Below are 20,752 nucleotides of genomic sequence, written 5' to 3' on the forward strand. Positions count from 1 at the left end.
GAAACACCTGTACCCATGCCGAACACAGAAGTTAAGCATCACAGCGGCGAAGATAGTAGGCAACTGCGAAAATAGCACGCTGCCAGTCCATGTGAGGGAATAGTCATTCTATTCCCTCCCTTTTTTTATTCACTTATCTTTCCTTTTGTAGTAAAATGATTATAGGAAAGATATCCTTTATTCTTTGATATAATATTGTTTTAGATTGATTAAGAAGGGAGGATTTAATAATTGTTTACAATTATTATGAGTGCCTATGATGAAAGGAAAGAAAAAATATCTTTTAAATATTGCTGTTATTCTTCTGATTGGTGGAACAGTTATTTATTTATCTATAGGAAATCAATGGAAACAAGTTGTTGATGCTTTTGCACATGCTAAGATTTCTTGGATTATAGCAATGGCTATTGTCATGTTTTTATATTATATTTTCGATGCTTTTTCATTGTTATATTTTGGTAGATTTTATAAAAAGGATTATACTTATAAACAATCTTTTATAAATGCTATTAGTGGAACTTTTTTTAATGGAATAACACCATTTGCAAGTGGTGGACAATTTGCTCAAGTGTATATTTTTAATAAACAAGGGATTGCCCCTACGTATTCTGCAAGTATTTTATTGATGTGTTTTATTTGTTATCAGAGTGTACTTGTTATTTATACGGGTATTGTGTTAATATTTAAATATCAGTATTTTATAGAACGTCCTGCTATATTTAGTTTGGTTGTGCTAGGATTCTTAATTAATTTTGTTGTGATTGTGGCTTTGTTTGGTGGTGCTAAATCTAAAACTTTACAGAATTTTCTAACACATACTATTCTTAAATTTTTAACTAAAATTCGTATCATTAAAGATTATGAATCGACATGTTTTAAAGTTAAAACATATTTATCTGATTTTCGTAATCAATTAGGACTTTTACAACGTAATAAACCAGTTTTAATACGTTCTTGTATTTGTAATGTTATTAAGTTAACTATTATTTACAGTATGCCTTTTTTTAGTGCAAAGGCATTAAATTTAGATGTATCATTTTATGATTTTTTTGATTTTATTGGACTTTGTTCATGCATATATTTAATTAATGCATTTTTACCTATTCCTGGATCAAGTGGTGGTAGTGAAGGTGTTTATCTTTTACTATTTAGTTTTTTAGGACCAGTAGGTGTGTCTTCTTCTATGTTCTTATGGCGCTTTATGTCATATTATATGGGACTTATTATAGGAGCATTAGTTTTTTCTCTTGATAAAGAAATAAATCGAACGAGATTGGAGTAATTTTATGAATATAGCTTTATTTAGTGATACTTATTTACCCGATATTAATGGTGTAGCGACATCTACACATATTCTAAAAAAAGAATTAAAAAAACATGGGCATCATGTTTTAGTTGTGACAACTATATTACCTCATAATAGTGATTATATTGATGAGGATGATGGAGTATTACGTTTGCCTGGTATTGATTTAAAAAAATTATATGGTTATCGTGCATCTAATATCTATTCTTTTAAAGGTATGAAAGAATTGAAAGAATTCCAGCCTGATATTATTCATATTCAGACAGAATTTGGGATAGGTATTTTTGGAAAGATAGCTGGTGAAATTTTAAACATTCCAGTTTGTTATACCTATCATACAATGTGGGCTGATTATTCTCATTATATTACGCCTGGGAATTTAAAAGCTGTCGATCAGGCGACTAAAAAAATTATTGAAAAAATTTCTAAGATATATGGAAATAGCTGTTCTGAGCTTATTGTACCTTCACAAAAGACAGCTGATGCATTGAGAAAATATGGTATTTCTAATTCTATTCATGTGATTCCAACTGGTTTGGAACTAGAGGCATTTGCATTAGAAAATAAAAATCAAGGTTTAGTGGATCAGATTTTACAGGAATATCATTTACAGGATAAGTTTACTGTTATTTTTTTAGGTAGAATTGCTCCTGAGAAAAGTATTGAAATTTTAATAGATGCAATGTCTGATATTGTGAAAAAAGAAGATAAGATATGCCTGATGATTGTTGGTGGAGGGCCACAACTTGAAGATTTAAAAACTTTGGTTCATCAAAAAGGATTAGAAACTCATATATTCTTTACAGGACCAAAAGAGAGTGAGTATGTCCCTTCGTTTTATCATGCAGCACAATTATTTGTTTCGGCATCACTAACGGAAACACAGGGGCTGACTTTTATTGAGGCTATGGCTAGTGGGTTACCTGTTTTAGCAAGATATGACAAAAATCTGGATGGTGTTATTGTCGACGGTCATAATGGTTATTTCTTTAAAGACCAACAAGATTTAGTTGAGAAAATTATTCATATGTATCATTCTGATTTAACACAACTTTCTACTTGTGCGAGAAACGATGCACAAAAATATAGTAGTGAGAATTTTTATCAGCATATTCTACGTACATATGAACAGGCATTAGCAAAACATCATTATTGTTATAAGGTTGTTTCTATTACTCCTGAAAATAATCATCTATACACTGTTGCATTTCAATTTGATCATCATCAAATTCTATTGAGTCTATCTGGACAGGTTATTGAACGTTATGGCTTATCTGTTGGACAAGTTGTAGATAGAGAAGAACTAGATGCTTTAAAAGATCAGGAACAAGTTTCTAAAGCTTATAAATTGGCATTAAAGTATTTAACATATAAAGATTATACTTATGCGAAAATGCAAAAGAAACTTATGGATAAAGGAGATTTTGATGATATTCAAGTAGAGATGACAATGGATTTATTGATGCAAAAAAATCTTATTGATGATGCTGAATACACTAGGAACTATTTTCAAAAGGCAAAACGATTGGGAATGGGAATGAACAAAATTATTTATCATCTCAAAAAAGAAGGTGTTTCACCATTTATCATTGATGAGTATTTGGAAGAATATTCCCAAGATTTGGAATATGATAAAGCTGTGGAGTTGGTACAAAAACTTTATAATGAAAATACCACAAGACCACAATACGCATTAATACAAAATATTAGAAATAAATTGTTTAATAAAGGTTTTTCACAAGATGTAGTGGAAAGAGCCATTGAAAATTTTGATTTTTCAATACCTAAAGAACATACTATGAATTTACTGACAAAAGAATATTATCGTGTATATAATCGTTATAAAAATAGATATCAATCTCATATTCTTAAAAGTAAAATTATTACTTTTTTAGTTCAAAAAGGCTATGAATATGATGATGTTATGGAAATTATTCAACAATTATGGGAGGACACAAATGATTAAAATTAAAGATATGAAATGTGGTGACGATAATGTGGAATTTACAGCAATGATTTCACATGTCACTTTAGGAAAAACAAATGGTGCTCATAAAAGTAATTACTTGAGTATTGTTTTTCAAGATGATACTGGGACAATTGATGCCAAGTTATGGAATGCCAGTCAGGAACATATTGAATCTTTAAAAACAGGTGCTGTTGTAAGAGCAAAAGGTGATATTATTAAATATAGCGATGATCGTCAAATGAAGCTTATATCTATTGATGATGTTTCATATCAACGTTCACAACAAATTCAGTTTTTGGTTAAGGCACCAATGGATAGTGAAATGATGATGAAAGAATTAAAACAATATATTCAGCGTATTTCTAATACAAAATTATATGTTTTAACGAAACATCTTTTTGAAAATAATTTTGAAAAACTTAAAGTTTATCCTGCTGCCAGTAAAAATCATCACGAATTTGTATCTGGTTTAGCTTTTCACACATTGTCTATGTTAAGAGTAGCTGATGCTTTAATGAATGTTTATCCTGAATTAAATGCTGATTTGTTATATTCTGGTATTTTGCTTCATGACATTGGAAAAACAGTTGAATTAAGTGGACCAGTTGTTCCAAGCTATACATTTGAAGGACAGATGTTAGGACATATCTCTATTGCGCAATCCATGGTTTATGCTGCGGCGCAGGAGCTTCATATTGAAGGTGAAGAAGTCACATTATTACAACATATGATCTTATCTCATCATGGAAAAAATGAGTATGGTTCACCAGTACTTCCACAAATTAGAGAAGCAGAAATGTTGCATATGATTGATAATATGGATGCCAGAATGAATATGTTTAATAAAGCCTTAGATACATTGGAATCTGGAGAAACTTCGAAGCGTATTTTTTCATTAGAGAATAGAACGATTTATAAACCAAAAATGTATGAATAAAAAAGAATTTATAAGTTTAATCACTTATAAATTCTTTTTTTTAGCAATATCGAGATAAAATTCTTTCCACATTTCTTTAACATGTTCTTTAGAATAATATTGACTGATTTCATATGAATAGTTTTGATATTGAGAATAGAACTGAGGATCATTTTTCAGTTTTAAAATATTTTTGATAAATCCTTCGTTGTCATCAGCAACAAGATATTTTTGAAATAAAATATCTTGATAAAGCTCCAAATCTCTTAATAGAAGCGGTTTTTGACTATTAATAGCTTCTAGGATAGACATTGGAAAAAGTTCGTTATATGAGGGCATAAATAGTATATCAGCCATATTATAGATGTCATTCATTGATTCACGAGGGACGATACCGATAAAATGAACATTATGAGGTGGGTTTTCATATATTTCCTTGAGTTCTTCATAACCATCAGTAATTTTTCCAAAAGAAAATCCACCGGCCCAAACGAAAGTTATATCAGGTAATTTTTTAGCAACTTCAATAAAATCTTTGACACCTTTTCGTGTTTGAACTTGTCCAACTCCTAATACAACAAAAGCATTTTCATCAATATGATATTGAGATCTCGTTTGTTGAATATGTTCTTTTTCCTGTTTATAGAAAGTTTCTTTAGATACAAAATTAGGAATATATTTAATTTTATGTTCATCAATTCCAAAACGTACCAAATCCTTTATAAAGATAGGATTAACAACAATCAGATAATCAGCAGTATTATAAAAATGAGTAATGTATTTTTTGAATACTGTTAAAGCTGAATGAGGTAATTGGATACTTCCATCTAATGTATCTGGTAAGAAATGAACATAAGCAACATTAATACCTTTGTTTCTTTTCATTTTCATGAGATACTGAGGTAAAATTGTATGACAATGGATAATATCGGCAGGTTTGGAATCATTAATCACAACATCAAAATAATCACTTAACTCGTTTTTAACTAAAGCAACTTGTTCAAGATAAGCACTCCCCACACCTTGACCACGAACCTTATCAGCATTCGATAACATATTAATTCTTATTTTATGCATAATCTTCTCCTTTTTGATAATTTTCTACTCAATATAAAAACACAAAACAAGAGTTATCAAACTCTTGTTTCTCTTATTTTGTTATTTTTTGATAAATATCATCTAAATTCACATCTTGGCTGCGATCTTGATAGTGAGCTTGAAAACCATCATCGCGATTGTAACGTGGAATAATATGAATATGAAAATGATGTACAGTTTGACCTGCAACTTCATTCATATTTGTTATTATATTAAAACCTTTTGCATGAAGCTGATTTTGAAGCTGTAATGCGACCTTTTGAACAACTTCCATCATATGTGCTAAAGTTTGGCTGTCAACTTCTAAAATGTGAGCATAATGATTTTTAGGAATAACAAGTGTATGTCCATCAGTTGTTTGGCTTAAATCAAGGAAAGCCATACAAATATCATCTTCATAGATAATTTTACCAGGAATTTCATGATTGGCAATCTTACAAAAAATACAGTTATCCATTTTTCATACCTCCTATATTTCATTTTACAATAAAAAAGGAATAAGGAAAAGCCTTATTCCAAATAATTATCAGAAATCTCTTTAATTTCTTTTTTTAATAAATCATCGTGAACTTCAAAATGATATTTCTTTAAATAAGCTCCTTCGGCTTTTTCTTGAACCTCTCCATCACTAGCAAGTGCTGAAACGATGCCATCCGTATTTTTATGAGCAGTATCATATAGATAAACAACAGCATAATTATCATCACTTAATTTAATAGCTTGACTGTAAACACCATCTTTTTCTACTTTATTAAGATCAGATAATTTATCTTTTAAATTATCGTCTAAAGAAGAATTTTTTGTGACAACGCCTGCATCTTCACCATCACTGCCATAATCTTCTAATAATTGATCAAAAGCTTTTTCATCAGTTGATTTTTCAATGATTTCTAGCGCTTCAGATTCTTTTTCTACAACAATTTTTTTCATGCTGCAAACCTGATATTCTGCAATTAAATCATCTAAATGTTCTTCAATATATTTTTGACGTAATAATTCTTGTTTAACTTCAGGAATCAAAGATTCATTTAAATAATCTTCTTTTGATTCATAACCAAGATTTTGAGCATATTTTTCTAAATCCCCATCAGCATATTGTGCATATTCATCTTCTCTTTGTTGCACGAGTTTATCAATTTCTTCTTGATCAGTAATTTCTTTATCAGCAATATTATCAAGAATAGTTGTGACAATTTCTTGAGCACCATAATTATCTAATAAATATTCAAAATAATCTTGTTTTGTAATATCTAATTGACTTCCACTCATAAGTGAATCTTGAGCATCAGAAACTTGAACACTATAACTTGAAGAAGAACAACCATACAATAAACTACCGCATAATAACAACATGATTAGTTTTTTCATTATGAGTTCTCCTTTCTTAAATCATTGCGAATATCCAAATTCTCATCAACGATATCTTGAATAGTCTGTTTAATTGTATCATCATGGTAATTGATTTCATAAGTGTTAAAAGCAAGATAAACCATATAATCATCATAAGTTAATAATGGTGAATCAACATCAACAGTTTTTAATTCTTTTTTAATTGATTCTTGATCTGTACTTGTACATTTTACAAAATAAACTCCATCTGATCCCTGAATAGCTTCACTGACTTCTCCTTCTTTTAGTGTTCTGGCAGCAGTCTGCACTTCTTCACCATAGGTACTTGATAAATCCGTATTTGCATCAATAATACCAAGACTTCCTTTTGCGCTTTTTGTATTTTCATCATCAGAATAATCATAGGCGATATCTTCAAAACTTTTATTTGTTTTTAATAAAGACTGAACTTCTTTTAATTTATCATTTTCTTCATTAGTTGGATTTTCTGGATCGCTCATAGATACTTTAATGATATGAACCATACGAGGAGAAGCTTGTTGATAATAATCTTCAAAGACTTCATCAAAATGATCATTAATATAATCTTTCAAGAATTCTGCATATTGTAAAGATTGAATCAAAGAATCTCTATATTCATCTAAATCTTCTACACCTGATGCTTCTAAAGCGCTTTGTAATTCTTCTTCAGCGCTATCTCCATATTGATTTTGATAGTTTGTTTCAATGTTTTCAACAATTTCATCAGCATTTTCTTCCATGTCATCGTTGGCTGGAAAATTATTACGAATAAGCTGGTCTAATACATACGAAAATAAAGCTTGCTTACCTTGAGTAGATGAAGCTAAATCCTGATATAAATCATCAGCTAGAAGACTGACATCATCAATTGAAGCAACAACATCTTTACCATCTTTCTGGACTGTTTTTGAACTACAACCACTGAGTAATAGAATGCTTGCAAGTGTCAAACTTATAAGCTTTTTTTGTTTCATAAGAACCTCCTTAGTATAAACAATATTATTATACACAATCTTTAGATTTTTTCAACTTTTGTAGGCAAGAACACAAAATTTACGATGATTTTACCATAATATATAGTGTGTATAGGAGGAATCATGATGGTAGAAAATTCGAATTGTTTTCATAGTGAGATTATGATAGCTTTATTTATTTTATTAATCATCTTATTTTTAATCAATATAAAGGGGGAATGGATATGTTAGCACATCAAGGGTCTTTTACACTCATTTTAGTTTTATTTATTTTATTGGTTATTATTTGTGGAATCTGCTAACGCAGTGATAAGACAGCAAAATCAATCTGCTGTCTTTTTTTAGAAAGTTTTTTTCAAAAATGGGATATAATAAATTTAATTATCGTATTGCTTGACTGAACAGGCATTTTACGTAAAATATATCTTCGAAAGGGGCGATTTTATGTCGACTTTAAAAATAGAAAATTTACATGTTGAAGTAGGAGAAAAAGAAATCCTGAAAGGATTAAATCTAGAAATAAACACTGGTGAAGTTCATGCGATTATGGGACCAAATGGAAATGGAAAGTCAACTTTACTTTCTACTATTATGGGGCATCCTAAATATACGGTAACACAAGGAAAAATCACACTTGATGGACAGGATGTTTTAGCTATGAGTGTTGATGAACGTGCTAGAGCTGGATTGTTTTTAGGAATGCAGTATCCTCAGGAAATCCCTGGTATAACAAATTCTGATTTTTTAAGAGCAGCGATAAATGCTAGAAGAGATGAACCAATATCTTTATTTAAATTTATTAGAACATTAGATAAAAACATTGAAGAATTAGGAATGGATGAAAACTTAGCTCATCGTTATTTAAATGAAGGATTTTCAGGTGGAGAAAAGAAACGTAATGAAATTTTGCAAATGAAGCTTTTACAGCCACGTTTTGCATTGTTAGATGAAATAGATTCTGGTTTAGATGTTGATGCTTTAAGAGTCGTTGCTGGAGCTATCAATTCAATGCGTAGTGATGAGTTTGGATGTATTATGGTTTCTCATTATGAAAGAATGTTTGAATTGGTAAAACCAACACATGTTCACGTTCTTGTTCAAGGACAAATCGTTATGAGTGGTGGATATGAATTGGTTGAAAAGATTGATCAAGAAGGATATGAATGGGTAAAAGAATTAGGTTATGATATCGAACAAAACGAAAGACAACCTATTATTTTAGAAGCTTGTGGTAAAAAAGGACAATAAAAGAATGCAAGCACAATTATTATCAAAGATTAAGCCCATTATTGATCTTCAGCAAGATCAGCTATCTTACTATATGATTCTTTCATCACAATCATCTATTGAAACCCGCTTGCCTCAAGATGTATTGTTTCAAGATGGTGTTTTAATGTTTCAAAATAAAAAGCCACTCACTTTTTATATGATTTATGCAGGAGATGAAGATTTACATATTGATATCCATTTTCAGGCTTATTGTCAGGTGAATCTGATTGAAATCAGAGTTCTTTCATCAAATTGTACGTTACATAAAACAATGAAACTGGATGAAGGAGCTACTGTTCATGCTTTCAGTGAAAATTTATCAGAGTCTGCCAAGAGTCTGGAAGATGTTTATTTACAGGCATATGCTAACTGTCAGTATGGTTATTCAGAACTGTTAGATGATGCATTTGAAGGTCGCTATCATTTTTATTTAGATGGACCAGAAGCCAACGCAAAAGTCAGAACGGCAATTCTTTCTAAGAATCAGGAAAATAAACATTATGAAATTTTAATTCAACATAATCAACCTATGACTTATGGTCAGATGGATAATTATGGTGTTGTGAAAGATAAAGGACGATTGGTTATTGATGGTATTGGAACGATTACCAAAGGACAACATGGGTCTTCTGCACATCAGACAAATAAAATTATGATGTTTGATGAATCTTGCTATGCATGTGCAAATCCTTATCTGTATATTGATGATTATGATGTTCAGGCTTCTCATGCAGCAGCAGTAGGAAAAATGGATGAAGAACATCTTTATTACTTACAAAGTAGAGGTTTAACAAAAAAACAGGCCATGCAATTGATTACTTATGGTTATTTAATGCCTGTTGTAGAGGTTATTGATAATGACATGATTAAAAAACATTTTGAACAGTCTTTATCAAAGGTAGGTGCCTGAGATGTTTGATGTATATCAGGTAAGAAAAGATTTTCCTATGTTAAATGGAAAAACGATGCAAGGACATCCATTGATTTATCTAGACAATGGCGCAACAACATTAAAACCACAGATTGTCATTGATAGTGTCTGCGATTATTTAACAAATTATTCTGGTAACGCCCATCGTGGTGATTATGATCTATCTCACGAGGTAGATGAGCACTATGAAAAAAGTCGAGAAATTGTTCAACAATTTATCAATGCAAAAAGAAAAGAAGAAATTGTTTTTACTTCAGGTTCCACGGATTCATTGAATATGGTTGCATATGGTTATGGATTGACTCATCTTCAACAAGACGATGAAATTTTAATCACAGTTGCTGAACATGCTTCTAATACTTTACCATGGTTTGATGTAGCTCGTATAACGGGTGCTGTTGTGCATTATATTGATTTGGATGAAACAGGGCGATTAACTTTAGAAAATGTGAAAAAGGCTGTGACTGATAAAACGAAAGTCATTGCAGTAGCTCAAGTTACAAATGTATTGGGATATCAGGCACCGATGCAGGAAATATGTGATTTCGCCCATGAACGCGGTATTGTTGTAGTCGTGGATGGAGCTCAAAGTGTTCCCCATCAGGTGACAGATGTACAAAAAACGGATATTGATTTTTTAGCATTTTCAGGACATAAAATGTGTGGACCCACAGGTATTGGGGTGCTATATGGTAAATATGAGCTTTTAAAAAATATGCAACCAACACGATTAGGTGGAGGATCAAATTCACGTTATAATAGTTGTGGTGTTGTGACATTAAAAAATCCTCCATATCGTTTTGAAGCTGGAACACCTCATATTGAAGGGGCTATTGGTTTAGGCGCAGCTATTCAATATTTGATGGGTATTGGCATGGATAATATTCATCGTTATGAATTGGAACTGAGAAAATATTGCATTGAAAAAATGCAACAATTAGATAATGTTGATATTTATAATCCAGATTCACAGGGCGCTATAGCTTTTAATATTAAGGGTGTCTTTTCACAAGATGCAGCCAGTTTATTTAACAGTTATGGAATTGCTATAAGGGCTGGACAGCATTGTGCTAAAATCTTAGATGAATTTTTAAAAGTTTCAACAACTTTACGCGCTTCATTTTATTTTTATAATACCAAAGAAGAGATAGATGCTTTTATTGAAGTATGTAAAAAAGGAGATGACTTTTTAGATGCATTCTTTAAATGATCCTCAATTATTGAGAGAAATTATTATGGATCATTATGAACACCCACGTAATCGTGGCCTTGTTGATGATGATTCTTACCATAAAATTAATATGAATTCAGAAACCTGTATTGATAATTTAGATATTCAGGTGAAGTTTGATGGTGATAAGATTGAAGATGTTCGTTATGATGGAGAAGCATGTGCCATCTGTACGTCTTCGACTTCTATTATGAGTGAATTGGTTAAAGGAAAAACCAAAGATGAAGCACAAAAAATTATTGATAATTATATGAATATGATTTATGAAAAGGATTATGATCCTGATATTTTGGAGGAGGCTATTGCTTTTCAAAATACACATAAACAGGCGAATCGTATTAAATGTGCTACACTTGGATGGAGTGGTCTTATTGCATTAATGAAAGAAAGTGAGGAATAAATCATGGCAACAATAGATATTGATATTCCTATAACGAATACTGATTATGATTTTAAAGATGAAGATGTTTCTGTTTTTAAAACACCTAAAGGTTTAAATGAAGATATTGTCAGAGAAATTTCTGCTATAAAAAATGAACCAGAGTGGATGTTAGAATATCGTTTAAAATCTTTAAAATGTTTCTTGGAAAAACCAATGCCAACATGGGGTGTTGACTTGAGTCAGATGAATTTTGATGAATATACATATTATAATCGACCAAGTGATCATTTATCAGATAAGTGGGATGAGGTTCCAGAAACAATCAAAAATACATTTAATAAATTAGGAATTCCAGAAGCTGAACAAAAGTTTCTAGCTGGGGCTTCAGCACAATATGAATCAGAAGTTGTTTATCATAATATGTTAGAAGAAGTTAAAGAAAAAGGTGTTATTTTCTTAGATATTGATAGTGGATTAAGAGAATATCCTGAAATCTTTAAGAAATATTTTGATACTGTCATTCCTTATAATGATAACAAGTTTTCTGCTTTGAATGGAGCTGTATGGTCTGGAGGTTCATTTATATATGTTCCACCAGGAGTTAAACTTGATAAGCCTTTACAGTCATATTTTAGAATTAATAGTGAAAGAATGGCTCAGTTTGAAAGAACTTTGATTATAGTAGATAAAGGTTCAGATATCCATTATGTAGAAGGATGTACAGCACCATCTTATTCTAAAGATTCCTTACATGCAGGAGTTGTTGAGATTGTTGTTTTAGAAGGAGCAAAATGTCGTTATACAACGATTCAAAACTGGTCTAAAAATATTTATAATTTAGTCACACAACGAGCTAAAGTCGCTAAAAATGGCTCAATGGAATGGGTTGATGGAAATATTGGTTCAGCTGTGACTATGAAATATCCAACTTGTATACTCGCTGGTGAAGGGGCTAAAGGAACATGTATTACAATTGCTGTGGCTGATAGTCATCAGATTTTAGATTCAGGTGCTAAAATGATTCATTTGGCACCAAATACATCAAGTCAGATTATTTCTAAATCAATTTCACGCAATGGTGGAAAAGTTAATTATCGTGGATTAGTGAGACATCAAAAGAATGCGACAAATGCTAAAAGTAAGGTTGAATGTGATACTTTAATTTTAGATGACAAATCAACGAGTGATACTGTTCCAACAAATATGATGATGAATAACGAATCCATTATTGAACATGAAGCAACAGTATCAAAAGTTTCAGAAGATCAGCTTTTCTATTTAATGAGTCGTGGATTGACAAAAGAACAGGCTACAGAAATGATTGTCATGGGATTTATTGAACCATTCTCTAGAGAATTACCAATGGAATATGCTGTAGAGTTAAATCAGCTCATTAAATTAGATATGGGAGAAAACAGCATTGGATAAACAAAAGTTGCGTTCTATCATGAAAGAAAAACGTCAGGCTTTATCGCCAAAGACGTTTTCTTTATATAATCAAAATATCTTGTCAAAAGTATTATCCCATCCTCGCATTCAAGAAGCGAAAATCATTGGTTGTTATGTATCTTTACCAGGTGAAGTTGATACCTTTAACATGATTGAAAAACTTTTGACTGAAAAACGAATTTGTGTTCCTAAAGTTATTGGAAATGAAATGGAATTTTATGAAATCCATTCTTTCAATGATTTACAGGAAGGATGTTTTCATGTCTTAGAACCAGTCAATTGTGTTAAAATATGCCCACAAGAGATTGATTGCATGCTTGTTCCATTACTTGCTTACGATCAAGATAACTATCGTGTTGGATATGGAAAAGGTTATTATGATCGTTATTTTCAAAAAAATTTTCAAGGTTATAAGATAGGTTTGGCTTATTCTTTTCAATATGTTGATCATATTGATTATGATGAATTTGATCAGCCATTAAATGAAATTATTCATGAAGTGTCATAGTCATATGACATTTTTTATTTTTAGAAACATATAATATTTTGGTGAAATATGATGAAAAAATGGATAATCATTGCCACTTGTATATGTATCTTTTTAACAGTGACTTTAGGAATCATTTATATTCAGCTTATTCCTTTATTAAAAGATTATGGAAAGATGGAAATTGAACGTTTCAATCAGCTTATTATTTCGCATTGTTATATGACTGATCAAAAACAATATGATGATTTGGTTATTATTGAAAGAAATGAAAATAATGAAATTGAATTGATAGATTTTGATATGATTAAAGTTAATCAGTTAGCATCACAAATCGTTTTAGATATTGAAAAAACATATGCTCAAATTGAGGATGGAAGTTATCAGGCAAAGGATGAAAGTGCATATCAAAAAAGGGTGGAAGAAGTAAGTCAGACTGGAATTATAGCTTCTATATCATTGAATACATTATTTCATTTACCATCTTTTTTCTTACTGCCTAGCATACCTGTCAATTATAAACATCTTTCCAGTGTAGGAAGTTCAATAGTTAAAAACATTGAAAATTATGGTGTGAATCATGTCATGATAGAATTATCCATTGAAATTAGAATGAATATTGCGATGGTTTATCCGTTCTTTGAACAATATCATACACAAGTTATTTCTATTCCCATTTTATTAGAGATTTTTCAAGGACAAGTTCCTTTGGTTTATTCATCATAGAAAGAAGAATGTTTATGCAAGATTTTTTAAAGATGTATTATCATATGGATTGTCAACTTCATTCAACGGGCTACTTTTATATAGAGAAACAACTTTATTATTTATCCTATATTCCAGATCCTCATGAATTTTTAAATCGATATCATTATTATCGCTATTTAATGCATCAGTGTGGTATACAAGGTTATGATATAGTTAAAAATATTTATCAGGAACTTTTGACTCAAAACTATGTGTTGTTGCTTTATCATAAAGAACCATTATCAATAGAACGATATATTCAACAAACGATGATGGTTTATCCATTTCCTAAAATGAAGGTTCAACAAATTAAAGAACAATGGATCTGTAAAATAGACCAGGCTAGAGAAAAGGCAAAAGATTATGCTTATAGTTTTAAACATGACCAGGATATTTTATCATTAATCTATTATTATTGTGGATTAGCTGAGAATAGTATTAATATTCTTAATTATTTATTACAGATTGATAATCAGGCGACTTTGCCAGTATCTTTATCATTATCACAACCAGGTTTTCAATATATTTATGAACTGATCAATCCATGTTCATATATTTTTTCAACCCGTATGCGACATCTTGCCTGTTTAATGAAAAGTCAGATGTTGACGTTTTCACAGCTCCAGCAACTGTTAGAATCGCATTATTTTGATGTTTATGAAATTATTTATTTTTATGCCAGAATGTTATATCCATCTCACTTTTTTCACTGTCTGCTTTGTGGAAACCTTGATGAAAAAATGACATCATTTTTTTATCAACAGATGAAACAGGAGCGAGAAATGTACTATCAAATTTTTCATATTTTATCTTTTTATGTGACTCTACCCAAAATAAGTTGGATAAATCGTTAAAATATGGTATAATATTGCACAGTTAATTGAGAGGGTTGTATGTATGGATTTGATAAATAGTATAAAAAAGAATGAACATATAAGAGAGTCATTGATTCGTTTGAAATCATTAGAACAATGTGATTCTTTGCTTCAAAAAGATCAGCAATTCAAACAGACATTAATTGAATTCTTATCTCATGAAGATCCTAAGATTCGAAAAAATAGCGCCATATTATTAGGAAAGTATGATGATACGGTTGATATATTATTAGATGCTTACGATAAAGAAAAAACAGAATATGTCAAAGAAGCTTATTTAGCAGGTATATCTTGTCATAATTGTCGTAGCTATATGAACAGACTCAAAGAGATTCAAAATAAGCTTATTCATGCTTCTGAAATGACAAAACATATTCAAGCCCAATTAAAGATATTAAATCCCCTGATTTTAAAAAATCAGGTACATAAACGTAAAATTATTAAATTAAAACATGAACCTGTTGATGTGGTATTAACATCATTGCCATACTATCAGTTTGTCTTATTTGAATCTGTGTTGCATTTAAAATACAAACCTGTTACACAAGGTGTATTGGTTCGTAGTGATTCATTATATGATTTATTAAATATTAGAACATATCGTGATATGTTGATTCCTTTGTCTGGTGCTACTGGATTAAATATTGATTTAGAAAGCATTATGGCTGGTTTTCAACGATGTCATTTGGAAGATATTTTAGATAAACTTTATGATGATCAGTCTATTTTTTATTTTAGAGTGGCTGACGAAACAAGAGAAAAACATCCAACTCTTATTAAAAAAGTTTCACAAGCTATATTTGAACTATATCCACAACGCTTGTTGAATACAACAGATGGTTATGATATTGAAATTGTTTTAAAAGAAATGAAAAAAGATAAGGTTAATGCTTATTTGCGTTTGACACATTTGAAAAGTTCTCGTTTTGAATATCGTCGAGAAATCATTTCTAATTCTATGCAGCCTTATATTGCTGCAACACTTGTTCAACTTGCAAAACCATATATGAAAGACCATGGAAAAGTTTTAGATCCATTTGTTGGATGTGGGACATTATTGATAGAAAGAAATTATGTCGTTCCTGCAAAGTTTGCGATGGGAATTGATGTTTTTGGTAAAGGTATTGAAGCTGCCAGAAAGAACAGCAAAGCTGCTGGACAGAATATCTATTTTGTGCATAAGGATGCATTACGTTTTGTGAATAATGAAATGTTTGATGAGATCATTACAGATATGCCAACATTACCACAAATGAATGATTATCAGCAACTGCAGGAACTTTATGATCGCTTCTTTGAGCGTATTCATCGTTTAGTTAAACCTAAAGGATATGTTTTTCTTTACACAAGTGAAATTTCCTTAGTTAGAAAGAATTTAAGACTTCAAGAGGGATATTTAACGCTTGTCGAACATTATGAAATTCCTCGAGGAAAAAATATGTTTTATTTCTTTATTATGCAGTTAAAATAACCTACAATGTAGGTTATTTTCCATTTTTCTAGTTTGGAGGTGTGTCGTTCATGTTTGCTTTACTTTCATTGCTTTTGATTCCTGTTGTTATTTATTTTGCTTTTTATTTTCAAAGAATCATTTCCTTTTTTTATCCACAAAAGAATATTTTTATATCTATCATTTGTTTTTTGATAGCTGTTCTTTTTGTTTATCCAGCACGTAACTTTTTTAGCTTTTGGGCAGTTATTGTTTTGCATTTATTTGCTTTTTCATTATTAACTGATATGATCATGTGGTTGATACATAAAAAGAAAAGTAATCATATACTTGATTCTATTTATCGTTTAGGACTCATTCCGCTGTTATGTGTATGCATATTATTAGGGTATGGATATATAAATATGAAAGATGTTCATGCTGTTCAATATACGATTGAAACACAAAAACAGCTTTCACAAAATTATAAGGTTGCATATATAAGTGATTTGCATTTTCCTAATACTATGAATAAAAATGAATTAATACAATATTGTAATGACATTTCAAAAGAAAATCCTGATTTTGTCTTATTAGGTGGAGATATTGTTGATGAACGAACAACTTTGCAGCAAATGCAGCAAACTTTCCAGGCTTTATCAACCATTCAAAATCAATACGGTATTTATTATGTTTATGGAAATCATGATCAGGCATTATATGCAAGTCAACCTGCTTTTACGCCTGAAATATTAAAACAGACAATTGAACAAAATAATATCCATATATTATGTGATGATAGTATCCGTATTCAGGATGAAATCACATTGATTGGACGAGATGATCGTAGTCATCAGCGTGTTTCAACTTCAGACTTATTACAGAATGTTTCCTCGGATGATTTTTTGTTGTTGATGGATCATCAGCCTGTGGAACTGGATACAAACAATCAATTACAAATTGATTTACAAGTTTCAGGTCATACACATGGTGGACAAATGTTTCCTGTTGGCATCTTGAGTGAATGGCTTGGATTTGGTGAAATGAATTATGGCTATCGTCAATTATCACACATGCAAGTTGTTGTATCTTCAGGTATTGCAGGATGGGGATATCCGTTGCGTACAGGCTCTCAATCAGAGTATCTGATTATAAATATTCAAAGTCAATCATAAAAACCAGCTATCCTTGGATAACAGGTTTTTATGGTGCTGTATTTTGTGTTGATGAATGATCTTCATTAGGTATATCTTGAGTGGTGTCATCAGTTTCTTCTTGTACAGGATCTTGAGATGGTGTGGTATCTTCTGGAACCTGATTGTCTTCTTGAGAATTCTCTTCCTGATCTTGATTTTGAATATCTTGTTGAGATTGCTGGTCTTGTGAAGGTTGTTGATTTTGTGAAGATTGTTCTTGAATCTGTTGTTGTAATTGTTCGATTTCATTTTGTTGTTTCATATAATATTGATAGCCAACATAACCAGCAAGACATAATGCTATTATAATAACGATAATAAATAGGAATAAAAAGAATTTTGAAAGAAACGAATGTTTCTTTTTTTCTTTAATGACTTTTGTATGATGTTTAGTTTTCTTTTTCGTTTTTTTCTTAACTTTGGTTCTTGGTTTTTGTTTTTTAGAAACAGGTTTATTTTGTGTTGAATGAGAGTTGATATATTCAGTTTCTTTTGGATCTTCATGAGAAGTGTCATGAAGATGTTCATCAAAATCATTATGAAGATCACTATTAAGATCATCATGATAATCATTGTTTTGCTCTTTTAAATCATTATCGTATGCAAAGTCATCATCTTCATCATCAAATGTAAATTTTTTTACCATTTTTATCACCTGTGTATAGTATGAACATTTTCTATGACTTTTATATTAACTTTATATTGTATGATAGTTAATTATGTATTAAAATATATTTAGTAATACTAAATAGAAAAGAGCTGATTGAATGAATGAAAGATATGAAAGACAATTAAAAAAAGGAATTTTAGAAATTTTGGTTTTACAGCTTCTTTCACAAGAAAGGATGTATGGCTATCAGATGATTATGTATATGAAAGAAAAAAGTCATGGTATGTTTGAAATGAAAGAAGGAACACTCTATCCTATTTTATATCGTTTAGAGGATGATGAATTGGTTGAAAGTCAATGGACGCCACCACAAAATAAAGAATTATCACGTAAATATTATTGCTTGACAGATAAAGGGAAAGAACAGCTCAAAGCATTGAAACAATTATGGAAGAATTTTTCAATGGTTGTTAATGAGATATTAGAGGAGAATGAATATGAATAAAGAAAAATATATAAAAAAAGTTATCAGATTATTAAATTGTTCTCAACAACAAAAGAAAAAAATTAAATTGGATTTAGAAAATGACATTGAAATGGCATTAAAAAATGGTGAATCATTTGAAGAAATCATTCAAAGAATGGGGACACCAAAAGAATTGGCTCATGAATTTAATGAAAACATGGGTGTGAAAACACGTCGTTCTTATAAAAAAATAATTGGCATTATTATGGGTGTTGTCGCTGTATTGATTTTAGGTGTCTATTTATTGGTACGTTCTCTTATTCCTGAGTATCAGACATTAGGAACATCTGGATTATTTGATCAAAAAACAGTTGAACAGCATATGGAAGAAACAATTTTAGATATATCACATCTTGACATACAAGCTATACTTGAAAATTGTGATGAAAAAATGAAAGAATCCATGTCAGAAAGTCTTCTCAAGGAATCAATTTTATCGTTAGGAGATTTGGGAGATTATCAACGTATAACAAGTCAGAGATATACAGAAATTAAACAAAACAATGATATTTGTGTTGTGGGAGAAGTTGTTGCATTATATGAACAGCGTAGTGTAACATACACAATAACTTTTAATGAAAATTATGAATTAATGGGGTTATATATGAAATGATGGAGAATATAAGTTATCTGTTAATGTCAATCACATGCTTTGTTTTTGCATATGCACACTTTAAAGGAAATGTTTCGTTGGTTCATAGTTATCATAAAAGAAAAATAAAACAAGAGAATCTGATGTCATATTCAAAGACAATGGGAGTAGGCATGTTGATGTGTGGTTTGGGTTGTTTGATGAATCTTTTAGCTCGTTTATTACGTTTATTTGTGTTGGGTGAAATATTCATGGTTATTGGCATAATAGCGGGTGTTGGAATCATGCTTTATGCTTAATTGAAGTATAATCATGGTATCTTTTAGGAGGCGATAGAATGGGACTTGTGATATCTATCATATTTTTAATAATATCCATCTTATTATTAATGGGAAAAGGATCGTTTTTGATTGCTGGTTATAACACTGCTAGTGAAAAAGAAAAAGCAAAGTATAATGAAAAGAAATTATGTCGTATTGTAGGATTAGGTTTTCTTGTTATGACTTGTGGCTTGTTTTCTTTGTTTATGCTAAAAGATATAGGACTATATATAATGATAGGAACTTTTATTGTTGGAATGGCGATTATTTTTATTGGCAGTGAGTATGCCAGTGTAGAGCGTAATCAAAAGAAAACGAAAATGTCTATAGGAATAGGGGTATTGATTACTGTTATTTTGGGAGCTTTTATTATGGGTGTTATGTTTATAGGGGATATTGATATAGAATATAATGATGACTGTGTTCAATTATCAGGAACTTTTGTATCATCATCAAAAATTGATTATGATGATATTTTAAAAGTAGAATATTGTAATGATTTTGATATTGGTCGTAAGAAAAATGGTATCAATAATGCAGTTGTTGAAGCGGGTAGATATTATAATGATGAATTTGGGAATTATCATCTTTATGCATACACGCATAGTTCACACTATGTTATTATTTATACAGAAAATGAAATTTTTGTTGTAAGTGGAGAAAATGAAAAACAGACTCAAAATATTTATAATCAATTAAGTTCATAAAAAAAGCAACGTTATTTCACGTTGCTTTTTTGGCTAGTTAAATAGATGAAATTTTGAAAAAGGGAATAATTTTGAAAAACTAGCACAATTGAAGTAATGCTCACATTTTATCCAAGAAGGACAAATTTCATAATTGTGAGCTAATAAGAAATAATTATAAGAAACATTCATGAAAAGACCCTCCTTTGATAATAGATCATTTTTTACACTTTTATTATATGATTTTTTATGTAAAAGAAAAGGGTCTAAGAATCTAAATATGATGATTGATTTTTGTGCATATTGCACAAAAGAAGAGTATAATAAAAGAAAGTAGGTGAGATGATGGGATTTACAATAGAAGATGCATTGAATGAAACCAAAGAAT

The 20,752-nt window shown here is 30.3% G+C and carries 23 protein-coding genes and 1 rRNA gene; 19 read left to right on the forward strand and 5 right to left on the reverse strand.

The window, feature by feature from the left end; all coding sequences use genetic code 11:
- From rrf to B5E87_RS13240, 4 genes are all read left to right on the forward strand, one after another.
- A 5S ribosomal RNA gene (gene rrf, locus B5E87_RS15725) occupies nt 1–88 on the forward strand; the annotation flags it as partial.
- Between the two features lie 171 nt (nt 89–259).
- The gene (locus tag B5E87_RS13230) at nt 260–1,282 is read left to right on the forward strand and encodes a lysylphosphatidylglycerol synthase transmembrane domain-containing protein (protein WP_087245645.1); all 1,023 of its coding nucleotides are present in this window, start codon (nt 260–262) and stop codon (nt 1,280–1,282) included.
- A 4-nt stretch (nt 1,283–1,286) separates the two neighbouring features.
- Entirely contained in the window at nt 1,287–3,272 is a 1,986-nt protein-coding gene (locus B5E87_RS13235; RefSeq protein ID WP_087245601.1) for a glycosyltransferase, read from the forward strand.
- Nucleotides 3,265–4,212 carry a 3'-5' exoribonuclease YhaM family protein gene (locus B5E87_RS13240; RefSeq protein WP_087245603.1) on the forward strand — a complete coding sequence of 316 codons (948 nt, stop codon included), beginning with the start codon at nt 3,265–3,267 and terminating at the stop codon, nt 4,210–4,212. The genes B5E87_RS13235 and B5E87_RS13240 overlap by 8 nt, the downstream gene beginning before the upstream one ends.
- A gap of 24 nt (nt 4,213–4,236) precedes the next feature.
- Here the strand turns inward: B5E87_RS13240 and B5E87_RS13245 are convergent, their stop codons facing one another.
- The 4 genes from B5E87_RS13245 to B5E87_RS13260 all read right to left on the reverse strand — a co-directional run bounded on the left by B5E87_RS13245 (nt 4,237) and on the right by B5E87_RS13260 (nt 7,634).
- On the reverse strand, nt 4,237–5,268 hold the full coding sequence (locus B5E87_RS13245; protein WP_087245605.1) for a glycosyltransferase family 4 protein: 1,032 nt from the start codon (nt 5,266–5,268) through the stop codon (nt 4,237–4,239).
- Between the two features lie 73 nt (nt 5,269–5,341).
- Entirely contained in the window at nt 5,342–5,746 is a 405-nt protein-coding gene (locus B5E87_RS13250; RefSeq protein WP_087245607.1) for an HIT family protein, read from the reverse strand.
- Between the two features lie 53 nt (nt 5,747–5,799).
- The gene (locus B5E87_RS13255) at nt 5,800–6,657 is read right to left on the reverse strand and encodes a peptidylprolyl isomerase (protein WP_087245609.1); all 858 of its coding nucleotides are present in this window, start codon (nt 6,655–6,657) and stop codon (nt 5,800–5,802) included.
- Entirely contained in the window at nt 6,657–7,634 is a 978-nt protein-coding gene (locus B5E87_RS13260) for a peptidylprolyl isomerase (protein ID WP_087245611.1), read from the reverse strand. Before B5E87_RS13260 ends, B5E87_RS13255 begins: the two co-directional genes overlap by 1 nt.
- A 224-nt stretch (nt 7,635–7,858) precedes the next feature.
- Between B5E87_RS13260 and B5E87_RS15730 the strand changes: the two genes are divergently transcribed.
- The 11 genes from B5E87_RS15730 (at nt 7,859) to B5E87_RS13315 (ending at nt 17,609) form a co-directional block, all read left to right on the forward strand.
- Complete coding sequence (locus tag B5E87_RS15730) at nt 7,859–7,936, forward strand: YjcZ family sporulation protein (protein WP_081652836.1); 78 nt, start codon at nt 7,859–7,861, stop codon at nt 7,934–7,936.
- 142 nt (nt 7,937–8,078) lie between these two features.
- The gene (gene sufC / locus B5E87_RS13270; RefSeq protein ID WP_087245615.1) at nt 8,079–8,882 is read left to right on the forward strand and encodes a Fe-S cluster assembly ATPase SufC; all 804 of its coding nucleotides are present in this window, start codon (nt 8,079–8,081) and stop codon (nt 8,880–8,882) included.
- 4 nt (nt 8,883–8,886) lie between these two features.
- Nucleotides 8,887–9,813: a SufB/SufD family protein gene (locus tag B5E87_RS13275; protein ID WP_087245617.1), complete on the forward strand. Its 927-nt coding sequence runs from the start codon at nt 8,887–8,889 to the stop codon at nt 9,811–9,813.
- Between the two features lies 1 nt (nt 9,814).
- Nucleotides 9,815–11,044 (forward strand): aminotransferase class V-fold PLP-dependent enzyme, encoded by a 1,230-nt coding sequence (locus tag B5E87_RS13280; protein ID WP_087245619.1) that lies wholly within the window; start codon nt 9,815–9,817, stop codon nt 11,042–11,044.
- Entirely contained in the window at nt 11,028–11,465 is a 438-nt protein-coding gene (gene sufU / locus B5E87_RS13285) for a Fe-S cluster assembly sulfur transfer protein SufU (RefSeq protein ID WP_087245621.1), read from the forward strand. The genes B5E87_RS13280 and sufU overlap by 17 nt, the downstream gene beginning before the upstream one ends.
- A 3-nt stretch (nt 11,466–11,468) precedes the next feature.
- Nucleotides 11,469–12,875 (forward strand): Fe-S cluster assembly protein SufB, encoded by a 1,407-nt coding sequence (sufB, locus tag B5E87_RS13290; protein ID WP_087245623.1) that lies wholly within the window; start codon nt 11,469–11,471, stop codon nt 12,873–12,875.
- A complete protein-coding gene (locus B5E87_RS13295) occupies nt 12,868–13,404 on the forward strand; it encodes a 5-formyltetrahydrofolate cyclo-ligase (RefSeq protein WP_087245625.1) in 537 nt (178 codons plus the stop codon). Before sufB ends, B5E87_RS13295 begins: the two co-directional genes overlap by 8 nt.
- A 51-nt stretch (nt 13,405–13,455) precedes the next feature.
- On the forward strand, nt 13,456–14,109 hold the full coding sequence (locus B5E87_RS13300; RefSeq protein ID WP_087245627.1) for a sporulation protein YunB: 654 nt from the start codon (nt 13,456–13,458) through the stop codon (nt 14,107–14,109).
- Nucleotides 14,110–14,123: 14 nt separating this feature from the next.
- Nucleotides 14,124–14,984, forward strand: coding sequence for a hypothetical protein (locus B5E87_RS13305; RefSeq protein ID WP_241147186.1), 861 nt, complete (start codon nt 14,124–14,126; stop codon nt 14,982–14,984).
- 43 nt (nt 14,985–15,027) lie between these two features.
- On the forward strand, nt 15,028–16,476 hold the full coding sequence (locus B5E87_RS13310) for a methyltransferase domain-containing protein (protein WP_087245631.1): 1,449 nt from the start codon (nt 15,028–15,030) through the stop codon (nt 16,474–16,476).
- 50 nt (nt 16,477–16,526) lie between these two features.
- On the forward strand, nt 16,527–17,609 hold the full coding sequence (locus tag B5E87_RS13315) for a metallophosphoesterase (protein WP_241147187.1): 1,083 nt from the start codon (nt 16,527–16,529) through the stop codon (nt 17,607–17,609).
- A 28-nt stretch (nt 17,610–17,637) separates the two neighbouring features.
- On the opposite strand, the gene B5E87_RS13320 is transcribed toward B5E87_RS13315, so the two are convergent.
- Nucleotides 17,638–18,276 (reverse strand): DUF2371 domain-containing protein, encoded by a 639-nt coding sequence (locus tag B5E87_RS13320; RefSeq protein ID WP_087245635.1) that lies wholly within the window; start codon nt 18,274–18,276, stop codon nt 17,638–17,640.
- A gap of 121 nt (nt 18,277–18,397) precedes the next feature.
- On the opposite strand from B5E87_RS13320, the gene B5E87_RS13325 reads away from it, so the two are divergent.
- The 4 genes from B5E87_RS13325 (at nt 18,398) to B5E87_RS13340 (ending at nt 20,385) form a co-directional block, all read left to right on the forward strand.
- Nucleotides 18,398–18,745 (forward strand): PadR family transcriptional regulator, encoded by a 348-nt coding sequence (locus tag B5E87_RS13325; protein WP_087245637.1) that lies wholly within the window; start codon nt 18,398–18,400, stop codon nt 18,743–18,745.
- Entirely contained in the window at nt 18,738–19,379 is a 642-nt protein-coding gene (locus B5E87_RS13330) for a DUF3887 domain-containing protein (protein ID WP_158093968.1), read from the forward strand. Before B5E87_RS13325 ends, B5E87_RS13330 begins: the two co-directional genes overlap by 8 nt.
- A gap of 122 nt (nt 19,380–19,501) precedes the next feature.
- Nucleotides 19,502–19,657, forward strand: coding sequence for a hypothetical protein (locus tag B5E87_RS15115; RefSeq protein WP_158095624.1), 156 nt, complete (start codon nt 19,502–19,504; stop codon nt 19,655–19,657).
- 38 nt (nt 19,658–19,695) lie between these two features.
- Nucleotides 19,696–20,385, forward strand: coding sequence for a DUF3784 domain-containing protein (locus B5E87_RS13340; RefSeq protein WP_087245643.1), 690 nt, complete (start codon nt 19,696–19,698; stop codon nt 20,383–20,385).
- Nucleotides 20,386–20,752 lie beyond the last annotated feature (367 nt).

The sequence above is a fragment of the Massilimicrobiota sp. An142 genome, from assembly GCF_002160725.1.
Classification (GTDB): Bacteria; Bacillota_I; Bacilli_A; order Erysipelotrichales; family Coprobacillaceae; genus Allocoprobacillus; species Allocoprobacillus merdigallinarum.